Consider the following 12,840-nt stretch of genomic DNA (forward strand, 5'->3'; position numbering starts at 1 on the left):
ATCTATTGTAAAATTTAATGGAGTCATATATTTCTCATCCTATCTAGTTTTTATTTTCAAACTAATTATATTTGATAAGGAGGAGTATATGGCTCATTTTTTATTACTTTTTTAAATTTACACACAATCTTAGACTTAACCATTTTATTGAGCGTATTAAATTTAGATTAATTTGTTTGTTAATTATACTTTCAAATATAAAATTCTCAACAACTTTATAAGAAACTACACTAACTACAAATACATATAAGATATTTTCATTAATTTCTTTAATCTAACCCTAAATGCAATACGTTCACATGCTTTCTTTTCAAAAAATAAAAAACCCCTAATAGCAACATCTAGTTACTACCAAGATTTTTCAATCACATAATTTAAAAGTTCAAAAAGTAAACACTTATTTTTGTTATTTTATAAAAAATTATCTACTTTTTATTATCCTCTTTACTATGTTTATTCTTACTTTTTTTATCAAGTTTTCGTAATACCTTTTGGTAAAAATCATGAAGACGATGTTCACGGCTTTGATAACGTTTATACATTAAATTGTTAACTCAAATATAAAAATATTGCAAACCAAAACACAAACCAAACACAACAACCACAGTTGCTGCTGCCAATAATCATCCATCTGGTTCAACAGAATAATCAAAAAAGAAATATGGATATCACGTATCACGTGGGGGATGTGGAAAGACATCGCCTCGAGCAATGCTGTCCATATAGTCTAAATAACGTAAATGACCACGAATTAAAATCACGATACAATAAATAGCTGGATAAAGCACAATTAATCATAAATAAATTTTATGTTGCTTCTTTAAACTAACAAAATTATGACCACAAGTTAACACAAAACTAGTAATCATGGTTATGGGCATAATTAAATGTAAAATAACGGTTGATACTCAATTATAAAAACTATACTGCTTAGGGTCTTGTTCTGCAGTAAAAATTCCTAACCAGAACACTAACATCGTAATAGTAATATAAACTGTTACTGCTAATCGCGTTTGAAAACTAGGTTTCGTTCCTCGAAAATGAGCATCAAATAAATACAAACAAAAATATATTACGACCATATAATTACTTTCAGTTGTAAAATAAGAATAGTAACTTCCTACTCGCTCACTATAACCTAAATCTTTAAATTTATCCATGGGGAAATAAATGGCCAAAATCAAATCAATAATTAAAAATAAAATCAACATAATTAACGCCGACAAACGCATGTAAAAATTGGCTTTATTACTTAATTTATACATAAATACACCTACACTTCTAAATTAGTTGTTACTATAATTCTAACATTAATTGATTATTTTCATCTAAATGTTCTAATACACCTAATGTTAACAATAATTGATAATTAGTTTTAGTAAGTCCTGTTCGTAATTGTAAATCATTTTTCGAAGCTATCGGTTTTTCATTACGAGCGTTAATAATTGAATTAGCCACAATTTCTCCTAAGCCATCTAAAGCAATGAAGGGTGGTAAAATTTGTTTTTCACCATCAATGGTTATTACTTGAAAACTTTTTGCTGCAGAATGTTCAATACTAATATTACTAAATTTAATATTACGTGCATGCATTTCTAATGCTACTTCTAATAGTGGAATTAGTTCTCGTTCTTTACTAGTAATAGCGGTTTTTTGATTAGTACTATTTTTTAATCGTTCATTAATGGATTTTAATTTATTAGTAATAGCACCAATTCCTTGTAACATTGTTTCAATATCAAAACCATCACATCTGGTTGTAAAGTAAGTAGCATAATATTCATGAGGATAATAAACTTTGTATCAAGCTACCCGTCATGCCATTAAAACATAAGCTGTAGCATGAGCTTTCGGAAACATGTATTTAATCTTTTTACAAGATTGAATGTATCAATTAGGTACTTTTTTTTCTTGCATCACAGTTTCATATTCTGGCTTTATTCCTTTACCTTTTCGCACATCTTCCATAATACTAAAGGCCATTTTGGCAGGTAAACCTTGATATACTAAGTAAGTCATAATGTCATCACGACAACCAATTACATCTTTTAATTTTAATCCTTGCTTACTAATTAATTCATCGGCATTATTTAATCAGACATCAGTCCCATGAGAAAGGCCAGAAATTTGCACTAATTCAGCAAATGAAGTTGGTAGCGTATCACTTAGCATTTTCCGAACAAAAATAGTACCAAATTCAGGAATTCCAATTGCTCCGGTTGTTTCACCAAGCAAATCGTGTTTAGTAATATTTAAGGCACTTAAATTAGAAAATAATGATAATACTTTTGCGTCTTGATTAGGAATTGTTTTTGGATCAACTTCTGTTAAGTTTTCTAACATTTTTAAAGCTGTCGGGTCGACATGACCTAAAATATCTAGCTTTAATAAATTATCATGGATGGCGTTAAAATCAAAATGGGTAGTTTTTCAAGTAGAACTAGTATCATCAGCTGGATAATTAATCGGTGTAAAATCGGTAATATCATATGCTTTTGGTAGGACAATAATTCCGCCTGGGTGTTGGCCAGTTGTTCTTTTAATTCCAACACAACCTTGACTTAACATTTCTATTTTTGCTATGCGCATATCCGTTTGTCCAATTTTTTCAGCATAGGCTTTAACATAACCAAAGGCAGTTTTATTAGCAATCGTAGAAATAGTTCCAGCACGAAAAACATAGTTTTCGCCAAACATTTCTTTGGTAAAATCATGAGCTTGCATTTGGTATTCACCTGAAAAGTTTAAATCAATATCAGGGGTTTTATCGCCATCAAATCCTAAAAAGGTTTCAAAGGGAATGTCATGACCATCACTAATCATATTAACATTACACTTTAAACAAACTTGTTGTGGTAAATCATAGCCACATTTCACTGCCCCATTACTAATGAACTGACTGACTTTACATTGGGGGCATAAATAATGTGGTTGTAAGGGATTAACTTCCGTAATATTAGCAAATGTTGCTACTAATGAAGAACCAACCGAACCACGCGAACCAACTAAATAACCATCTTGCAATGACTTTGCTACTAACTTGTGAGCAATTCAATAAACCACAGCAAAACCATGCGTAATAATCGCATCTAATTCACGTGTTAAACGGTTTTCAACAATCGTTGGTAAGGGATTACCATATTTTTTTCATGCTTCTTCATAACAAAGATTCCGTAATTTTTGGTCAACATTATCAATATTTGGTGTAAATAATCCTTCTTTAATTGGTTTAACCATGGTAAATTGCTTGCTTAATTGTTGAGTATTGTTAATAACAATATCATTAATTAAATCGGGATTATCTAAAAAACTAAATTCTTTCAACATTTGACTTGTCGTACGGACATATTGGTCAGGGTATGAAGTAACTTTCCCTCTTCGATCATATAGTGGATGCAATACTCCGCCAATCCCTTTGCTATTAATAATAACATCACGGTACATTTTTTCATGAGGATATAAATAATGAGCATCACTAGTGGCAATCACTAATTTATTTAGTTTCATGGCAGTATCAATAATTTTTTTAATAATATCATGGAGTTGTTCTTGGGTAATATTACCCATTTGGACTAAGTTTTGATAAACCGAAGGTGGTTGTACTTCAATGAAATCAAATCATTGCATAATCGTTGTTAATTGTTCATCACTTTTATTCATAGCAGTTTCAAAAACCGCACCATTAACACAACTACTACCAATTAATAAGTCTTTTCGTAAATCATCAATCGCTTTCGTAACAATTTTTGGTGATTTATAAAAATATTGCGTGTGTGATAATGAAACTAATTGATAAAGACTTTTTAAACCTGTTTGGTTTTTAGCAAAAACAGTAATATGTTCACCACGAAGTTTATTGTTAATATCAGCAGAAATTAACTTATTAACATCGCTTAATAATAAACAATTAAATTCATCACGCAGTTGTTTTAACATTTTCCCAAACACTTGTGCTAGCACATTAGCATCATAGTCAGCCCTATGGGCAGTATCATCATCATATTTAATTCCATAAACGCGACAAATCGCACCTAAACGGTAATATTTTAATTGTGATTGCATGACACGTGATAATTGTAAAGTGTCTATCACGGGATTAGTTAATAAAGGAAGATTATGGTTTTTCATGGCAGCTTGTAAAAAGCCAAAATCAAAGTTAGCATTATGGGCAACAATTGTTCGGTCACCAATTAATTCAACAATGGTTGGTAGCACTGTTGCTAGTTGTGGTTTATCTTTTAATATCACATTAGTGATATTAGTAAATTCAGTAATGTGTTCTGGTACTAACTCGTTAGGTTTAATGAGAATTGTATCTTGTTTAATAACGACATTATTTCTCATAATTACATATCCAAATTCAATAATTTCATGAAAGTTAACAGATAGGCCGGTTGTTTCTAAGTCAAGTACGATGTATTCAAGATTTGCTATTTCTTCGTTTACAACATTTTTAACAATTCTAATATCATTAGGAATTAAATCCATTTCCACACCGTACATAACTTTTAAATTAGGATGTTTTTTAGCAGTACTAACAATATCAGGATAGGCTTGCACGTTTAAGTGATCAGTAAAACCAATGGCTTGGTGGCCTCATTTGACAATTTGATTAATATAATCTTGTGGCGAAGTAATGCCATCCATGGCGCTCATCTTGGTATGGATATGAAATTCAATTCGTTTTGAAACAGCATCATCATTAGCAATAATATTTAATGATTGGTCAACAATAATATCATCAATCCATAAAACTTGTTCTTTACTAAAGTTATCATAACGACTATTGCCAAAAATTTTAATTCAATCATCAACTTTAATACTATCTAATTTTTCATCAGGTTGGTCGCTATTAACAAACGATTTACAAGTGATAGCGTCAGTATCAGCAGCAATGGAAAATGAATAAAATCATTTTTGCGTTTTAGTTAAGAATTTATTAATTTTAAAAACTTTACCTGTCACAATAATGTTAGGTTCATCGTTAAGAATATCTTTAATTTGGTGTGTGTAATTAGTAGTTTCTAAGTTCACTTTGGATTTTTTGCGATAAGTACCATAGGTTGGTTTTGGTGGAGTAATAGTATTAGTAATTGGTTTTGCTTTTAAGGCTTCTGCTATTTTTTGCACTTGTGCTTTTGTTTCACTTTCGTAACTAGAAAATGGTTGTTGATTTGGATTAATGACAGTTGTAATTTGCAAACTAAGAAAACCATATTGATGAAAATAACTAATAAATTGTGTTAATTCATTTTTAACTAATTTTTCTTCAACACTATTGTGAATAGTAATAGTAAGCATGTTATTAGTATAACTAAGAGCAGATACTGGTAATGAATAATAAATACCAGCTAGTAAATGAAGTTTGTAGGTTTTAATGTATTCAAAATATATTAATACTAATTGTTCATCAAAATTGTTATTAACAGTAAAGTAAATATTAAGATTAGATACTCCTAGTTGTTTGAAGTGTTGTTCAAAGCGTTTTAGGGTAGTAATTGGTAAGAAGTTAGGTAAATTAATAGTGATGTTGGCTTGTTGATTATGATGAAAGTATTGAACACTATGGACAGTAGCGTTAGTAAAATCATTATCAAAATCATCAAATCCGATTTCATGGAAAAGTTTTTGTAAATCTTGGTTCATTGGTTTTATGTTTCCTTTCATCATAATTAGTGGGTTAATTATATCGTAATTTATGATAGATGTTTTAATTTTATTGTTGAATTGTTAATTGATATATTATTATTTTTATTAATATGTTCTACAATATCATTTGTAAATGGTTTTAATTCTTTAGTCATTTCTAAAGTTTTTTTGAATGAGTTGGCGTTAAAATTTTAATATGTTACTATTATACTGTTAAAGGGAGTAAGCCCTCAAGTTCCCAACCCTAGCTGTTGGGGTTTTTATTTACATTAAGTTGTTATTTAAACTCTATAATTTCAAATTAGTATTACAAATTAATAACTATTGTAATTTATGATAGATGTTTTGTTTTTATTGTTGAATTGTTAATTGATATACTTTCATCATTTTTATTAATATGTTCTACAATATCATTTGTAAATGGTTTTAATTCCTTAATCATCTTTAAGCTTTTTTCATTTTCAAAATAAAACCATTACTCTTTCAAAAATTTTCAGAAATAAATGAAGAATATAATTGTAATCACATATAGTCATTTTCTAAACAATGACTTTCTATTCTTTTTAGAATTTCTGAAGCAATACCTTGCCTTTGAAATTTGTTTGCAACACATATTCAATTTAAACATGAACTACCAATTTCAAAATTATTTATTAATAAAGCAACACCTAATATTTTGTCATTATTTTCATAAACAAATTGAAATATTCTACTACCTTTATTTACCTTAAAACTATTTTGCTTAAGAAAAACTTCAAATTTAATTCTGCATTGTCCTTGTACTAATGGTTTATATACAGGTCATAATTCTTTTTTCAATATATTCTTCAGTTAAAAATAAATAATCATAAACCTTGACTGGCATATTATTTATTCCTTTCTTTCAACATTATTACTATAGGAGATAATTACTACTATTAAAAGAATATATCTTTAATCGTAATCGCAACAAAGATAATTAAAAATAGTAAGGCTCCTGCTATTGTCACAATTGTTTTATATTTAGTATTAAGTTTTTTTCTAGTGGCAGCTTCTACTGCATTCTCAACAAACTTATAACCATCCAGTGGTGGGATTGGTAACATATTTAATAAAAACAAGTTAGAAGACAGTAAGGCAGCTCAACGAAAATAAGTACTTGCCCCTTGGGTCGCTGACAAGTCAGGATTTAAAAAACTATTTGTTGATTTAACAATACCGACAGGTCCAGATATATTTTGTCAATGGAAAGTAACTAGTTGGCCTAACGCTTGTAATAAACTATAACTGTCTTTAAATGCATCAATGATACCTTCGCTAAAAACAGAACCTGAACTTAAATGATAACTACGTTGACTAACACCAATAAATAAGGTACCTTTTTGGTCTTCTGGTTTGAAGGTAACTAGTTTATTAACTTTATCATTGTCGAAGAAGGTAATTTGATAATCAGAAATAACATCATTGTATTTTTTATTATAACTATTCAATCATTTTTGTAAATCATAGTAAGATTTAATGTTTTTATCTGAACTGTGGTCACCATCACCAGTATTTCAAATATGAGTAATCTCAGAACTACTTAAAATCGGTATCGTTGGATTAGCCAAATTATATTTTTCCACAGCATCAGCTAATGGTCCTTTACTAGCATAAGTTGGTAGTAAATTAGGATCATATTTGTAAGGATAAATTCCATACCCAACCATCAGTAAAATAAATGCTAATAATAAGTTCATCAAAGCCCCAGCACTAATAAAAATTGCTTTTTTACCACGATGAAGATTTTCCATCATGCGCTTAGGATCAACAACTTCTGCTTCACGACCTTTAGGAGCATCAGCAATTTCCGATGCTACTGATACATAACCACCTAACGGTAATAGACGCAATGTATAACGAGTTTCTTTTTTTCCCCACTGGAGAATCTTGGGACCCATGCCAATGGCAAATTCATAAATATACGCACCAGATAATTTCGCAATTACAAAGTGAGCAAATTCATGGAGGGTAATTAAAAATAATATTGTAAATAAACCAATTAAAATGGCTAAAAAGATATACATAACTTCATCCTTAATAATATTTTTTTATTAATTATTAAATGACATTTAAAAACAATAGTGCCACAATAAATCCGGCAATCGCAACCCCAGAAAATGAATCTAAACGATCTAACAATCCCCCATGATCAGGGAAGATATTAGAAAAATCTTTAACACCATAATTACGTTTTAAGTATGAAAACAATAAATCACCCATTTGACTAATCAGTGATAAAATAAAAACTACAGCAACATAAGCAATATAAATTGGCGCTTTACCAATTGAACCTTCATAGAAAGGTAACGGATTGTAATTACTTGTTTGTAAGAAAACAATAACTGTTATCATACTTAATACCATCGCAACTCCTATTCCAGTAATTGCTCCTTCTCAAGTTTTATTGGGTGAAACACGAGGTGCTAACTTATTTTTACCATAAATAACGCCACCGATAAAAGCACCAATATCATTCGACATGACAATTACAAATAAGAATAATAATGTTGGTCAACCTAATTTTTGAACAGAATTAATTTGTGATAACATCAAAAAGTTAACGGCTTTAAACGCTAATACTAAATAAATAACTCATAAAAACACAAATAACACATCACCTAATTGAAAGGTTTTAGCACGATAAGCGATTAAAAGAAAAATAGCAATAAATCCAAATAATACTATCATTGACATTCATGTTTCAAATCATAAATGATTATAAAGATATGGACCAAAAGTTTCTTTACCAATCGGAAATCATAAAAAGATAATTCCCATCGTAATAATTAATAGTTTTAAGACTAACGGTCATTTTGCTGCTTGTTTTAAATTAATGATTTCTCACAGACATCCAATTAAGATTAAAGTATTAATCACCATGAATGTATATACAGACCATAAAGGTTTGACACCAAATATTGGTTCTAAATACACAGCACCAATAAACATTCACACTGATACGGCCATAATTAGCACGATGCTAGTAATAATCCGTTGTTGATATTTTTTAAAAAAACAAGAATTATCTTTTAATACCTTGTTATCTTCATTTTGTGTTGAAGAATTTGCTTTTACTGTCACAATCTTAACCACCTAATTTACCTCTTCTGATTTAAATTTTCATTAATTCGGTAATTTTATTTTTTTCTACTTTCATTAATTCAGTAATTTTAATATCAGTTAATTTTTGAATTATTTCTTCACCTTTTTTATTTTGGTCTTCTGGTAACTCTTGTTTTTTAAGACTATGAATAGCATCACGTCTAACATTACGAATTTTAATTTTGTAATCTTCAGTAATCTTTGCTAAATCTTTTACTAGACTCTTACGAATTTCTTCTGTTAATTGGGGAAAAATTAAACGAACAGCATCAGCTTCAGTTTTAATTTGTAAACGTAAATCAGCAGCGGTAATAGCTTCGGTAATAGCCTTAACTAAACTACGATCATGAGGACGTACTACTAATTGATGGGCACCTTCTACATTAATACGGGCATTATGACTTAGACGGTCCATGCTCCCATAACATCTAATGTTAATAGCATCTAAAATTGCTGGATTAGCTCTTCCAGTTCTAATTTTATTAATTTCTTGTTTATAATGTGAAATTACATTATCCATTTCTTTTGTTGTTGTTAAAACAATAATTTCCATTGTTTACCTCCAGTTACTTGATTAGTATTATGTTTTTTAAATCAAACTATAAAAATTATATAATACTTTTTTACAAAACCAATGGAAATTATTATAAACTACAAAAAAAGCAGAATTATTCTATAATTCTGCTATCACGATTAATGACTGTTGTTTTATTATTTAAATCAACAAGCATTAAGATGCCTCCAATAATACCTAGTAATGCTCCAAAAATAATTCCTAAAATTGCTAAAGCAATTTTTTGCTCTTCAGTTGCTTGGCCTTTATTTACTTTTGAGTACAAAATAAAACTAGGAATGGTTCAAAATAATGGAATAATAAAAATTGATTCAATAATAAAAATAATGAGAATTAAAATGCTTCCTGCTTTTGTCATAAATATAGTACCTGCTTTCATTGTTGTTAAATTAAATGTTTTTTATATGCTACCATTTTTATATAGTTTCTACAATAAGTTTCTTCATAATACTTTTTTATAAATCTCACCTTCATCTGTTCTAGCATAAACTGTTCCTTTACTATCAGTAGTTAAACTTAAAATTTCATCTCGTAAATCCGGTTGTTTTGAAATTATTAAGTTTTTTTGACTAGTTTCACAACCAATAACATTAATAGTTGTTGTTGTGAATAAAGTTAAAACTGTTAAAAGATTTACTATTTTTTTCATATTTCAATAACCTCCAATTAACTTCTATCAATCAATAGATTTGAGATTATATTTTATATTATTTTTAAATAAAATTATAACTATCTATACATTTCAACCCATCAATGGCTTTATCTTAACGATGCATAATCAAAATTATGATGTTATATTTTAAATATTTTTGATTTAAAAAACTAGTTGAAAAACATTAAAGTTATTGAAACTGAAGAGTTAATTATGTAAGTTGCGTTGCCTTTAATAATTTGCCTTTATGTTCACCAGTTATTGTTCCGATATATAAATCATTACCAAAAATGTATAATCTATTAATTCAACCATTTGTTGCTTGTCAATTGTTTACTGGAGTGAGGACAACACCATCAAATTTAAAGAATTTACCTTTTTTTGTTCCGATATATAAATTATTATCAAAAGTTGTTAAGCCATAAACTATACCATTTGCTTCTGGTCAATTATTTACTAAAGTAAGTGCAGTACCATCAAATTTAAAGAATTTACCTGCTTCATCATCGGTTTTTGTTCCAATATACAACTCCTTACCAAACGTTGTTAAACTTGAAACATAACCATTCGCTTCTTGTCAATTATTTACCAGAGTAACTGTCGTACCATCAAACTTAAATAATTTACCTTTATGATTACTAGTTTCTGTTCCAATATACAAATCATTACCAAACGTTGTTAAACTTGAAACATAACCATTTGTTTCTTGTCAACCAAATAATTGATTAAAATAAGTGCTTATTTTTTGATTAGTGCAACTAAATTTAAAAATAATAACAAATATAATACCGCTAGCAATTAATATTGATGATAAAAAAATAGATAATCAAACCTTTTGCTTTTTTCTCATACAATCATCCCTTTTTCTAAAAATATGGAAATGCTAGTATTTATTCTTTTAGGTTTGTTAAATAATTAGTTTCATACATTATTAATTAGATTCCTTGCATAACTTAAATCATTTAAAACTTTTTATTAATAAAATCAAAACAATATTTAGTCTAATTTGGAGTTATGTTATACAAGAAATTTAATATACTCATAGTATCATTAATTAATAATTAAGATATTTAAAAGCAATATTATCCTTTTTTAAGTTGGACATTTTAACGTTTACTTTGATAATTGTAAACCATTTTTAATACTATTCTAAATGGTAAAATTTTCATAATCAATTTTGTGATTTTGTTAGAAACACCTACTACCAAAAATCCTTTTCTTTTTACTTTTAAAGCTTTTTTTAAAGACTTATCGGCATAACTTTGCGTATCTAAAACTGGTAATAATGAACTATAATGTTCTTTGCTACCTTTGCCATTACTACTGCGATTTCAAAAATCAGTTTCTAATGGACCAGGGCAAATAGTAATAACACGAACTTTGCTTTTAGCGCGAATTAATTCATAATTAATTGCTACTCCTAAATTTCAGACATAAGCTTTAGATGCATAGTAACTAGCAAAAGCAGGACCTGGCGTAAATGATGCCATGCTCCCAACATTAATAACACGCCCAAAATTATTTTCAGTAAAACGTTGCACAAATAGTTTCGTTAAAATATGCAAAGTAGCAATATTTAAATTAATCATATTTAATTCTTGGTCTAAAGAACTTGCTTGAAATTTACCTCATACTCCATAGCCAGCATTATTAATAACTACTGTAACATTTAATGTTTTGGCAAATTCAAATAACTGATAAGCATTTTTAATATCTGATAAATCGCAATCATAATTTTTAACTTGTAAATGGGGATATTGCTTAACTAAGTCTAAAATATTTTTACTATTACGAGAAACACCTAAGACATGATAACCTTGAGATAATAAAAATTGACAATAAAAATATCCAAGACCTTTAGAAGCACCCGTGACAACTGCTCATTGATTTAATACGCTGACTTTGTTTTTCATAATTAATACTCCTTTTTTTCTATTTTTTTTCCACACTAAATAAATTTTTAGCATTAAGATAAATATAATTATAAGCACTAAAAATACTTAAAATAGTAGCAATATACATTGGTAGTAATACTAATTGGTTAATTATACCATACTGATCATTGATACTGTTATCACTAGAAGAACCACTTAAGAAGCGAAAATTAACAAACAATAAGATTGTGATTCCTACCATTTGTACTGCTGCTTTGACACGACCATAATTGTCAGCAGCCATAATCGTACCTTTGCTTGCTAAAATTTGACGGACAACATCAATAATAAAATCACGTAATACTAAAATAACTGCCATTCAAATCGGAACAATAGTAGCACAAGCCATAACAATTATGACACCATTAGTTAGTAATTTATCAGCAATTGAATCAAAAAACTTACCAAAGACAGTTACTTGATTAAATTTTCGTGCTCACCATCCATCAATAAAATCACTAATGGAAGCAATAATAAATAAGATACCTGCTATTAACCAACTAATAGGTAATTGATAGTTTCTAAGACTAATAGTAGCATTTCATAAATAATAGAAGTTATCATTAACAGGTGCAATTATCATTAAAAATATAATCACTGGTACTAATAATAGTCTGAATAATGATATTGAATTAGGAACGTTCATGGACAAAATCCTTTCGTATAAGTTTACTTATCTATTATACTATATACTACAGTTTGTATAAAGAAGTTTGGAGTTTAACTTAAAATTTAAAAAACTTTTTTATTAGCATTAATTTGCTATTACTAATAAAAAAGTTTTCTTTAGTTAAAATATTTGGACGGTTGTCAAAGGACGTATGAGATTAACCCTTAGAATTATGAGTAACATTAACAATATAACTGCAAATTCTATGATTTGTTAATTAAATTATACCATAAATTTT

11 protein-coding genes are annotated in these 12,840 nt (G+C 28.3%); all 11 read right to left on the reverse strand.

The window, feature by feature from the left end; translation table 4 throughout:
• Positions 1 to 425: 425 nt before the first annotated feature.
• Positions 426 to 1,265: a Pr6Pr family membrane protein gene (locus tag RDJ14_RS02255; RefSeq protein WP_308149748.1), complete on the reverse strand. Its 840-nt coding sequence runs from the start codon at positions 1,263 to 1,265 to the stop codon at positions 426 to 428.
• A 31-nt stretch (positions 1,266 to 1,296) separates the two neighbouring features.
• Positions 1,297 to 5,646, reverse strand: coding sequence for a PolC-type DNA polymerase III (locus RDJ14_RS02260; RefSeq protein ID WP_308149749.1), 4,350 nt, complete (start codon positions 5,644 to 5,646; stop codon positions 1,297 to 1,299).
• Positions 5,647 to 6,093: 447 nt separating this feature from the next.
• Positions 6,094 to 6,468, reverse strand: a complete 375-nt coding sequence (locus tag RDJ14_RS02265) for a GNAT family N-acetyltransferase (RefSeq protein ID WP_308149750.1) — start codon at positions 6,466 to 6,468, stop codon at positions 6,094 to 6,096.
• A 98-nt stretch (positions 6,469 to 6,566) separates the two neighbouring features.
• Positions 6,567 to 7,694 (reverse strand): site-2 protease family protein, encoded by a 1,128-nt coding sequence (locus RDJ14_RS02270; protein ID WP_308149751.1) that lies wholly within the window; start codon positions 7,692 to 7,694, stop codon positions 6,567 to 6,569.
• A 34-nt stretch (positions 7,695 to 7,728) separates the two neighbouring features.
• Positions 7,729 to 8,751 carry a phosphatidate cytidylyltransferase gene (locus tag RDJ14_RS02275; RefSeq protein ID WP_308149752.1) on the reverse strand — a complete coding sequence of 341 codons (1,023 nt, stop codon included), beginning with the start codon at positions 8,749 to 8,751 and terminating at the stop codon, positions 7,729 to 7,731.
• Between the two features lie 31 nt (positions 8,752 to 8,782).
• On the reverse strand, positions 8,783 to 9,325 hold the full coding sequence (locus RDJ14_RS02280; protein WP_308149753.1) for a ribosome-recycling factor: 543 nt from the start codon (positions 9,323 to 9,325) through the stop codon (positions 8,783 to 8,785).
• A gap of 115 nt (positions 9,326 to 9,440) precedes the next feature.
• The gene (locus RDJ14_RS02285; protein WP_308149754.1) at positions 9,441 to 9,704 is read right to left on the reverse strand and encodes a hypothetical protein; all 264 of its coding nucleotides are present in this window, start codon (positions 9,702 to 9,704) and stop codon (positions 9,441 to 9,443) included.
• A gap of 69 nt (positions 9,705 to 9,773) precedes the next feature.
• Positions 9,774 to 9,995: a hypothetical protein gene (locus tag RDJ14_RS02290; protein ID WP_308149755.1), complete on the reverse strand. Its 222-nt coding sequence runs from the start codon at positions 9,993 to 9,995 to the stop codon at positions 9,774 to 9,776.
• A 214-nt stretch (positions 9,996 to 10,209) separates the two neighbouring features.
• Positions 10,210 to 10,848 carry a hypothetical protein gene (locus tag RDJ14_RS02295; RefSeq protein WP_308149756.1) on the reverse strand — a complete coding sequence of 213 codons (639 nt, stop codon included), beginning with the start codon at positions 10,846 to 10,848 and terminating at the stop codon, positions 10,210 to 10,212.
• A 256-nt stretch (positions 10,849 to 11,104) separates the two neighbouring features.
• Positions 11,105 to 11,911, reverse strand: a complete 807-nt coding sequence (locus RDJ14_RS02300) for an SDR family NAD(P)-dependent oxidoreductase (protein ID WP_308149757.1) — start codon at positions 11,909 to 11,911, stop codon at positions 11,105 to 11,107.
• 19 nt (positions 11,912 to 11,930) lie between these two features.
• The gene (gene pgsA / locus RDJ14_RS02305) at positions 11,931 to 12,578 is read right to left on the reverse strand and encodes a CDP-diacylglycerol--glycerol-3-phosphate 3-phosphatidyltransferase (RefSeq protein ID WP_308149758.1); all 648 of its coding nucleotides are present in this window, start codon (positions 12,576 to 12,578) and stop codon (positions 11,931 to 11,933) included.
• Between the last annotated feature and the right edge of the window lie 262 nt (positions 12,579 to 12,840).

Origin of the sequence: Spiroplasma sp. AdecLV25b (assembly GCF_030913225.1) — a bacterium.
Lineage (GTDB): Bacteria > Bacillota_I > Bacilli_A > Mycoplasmatales > VBWQ01 > Spiroplasma_E.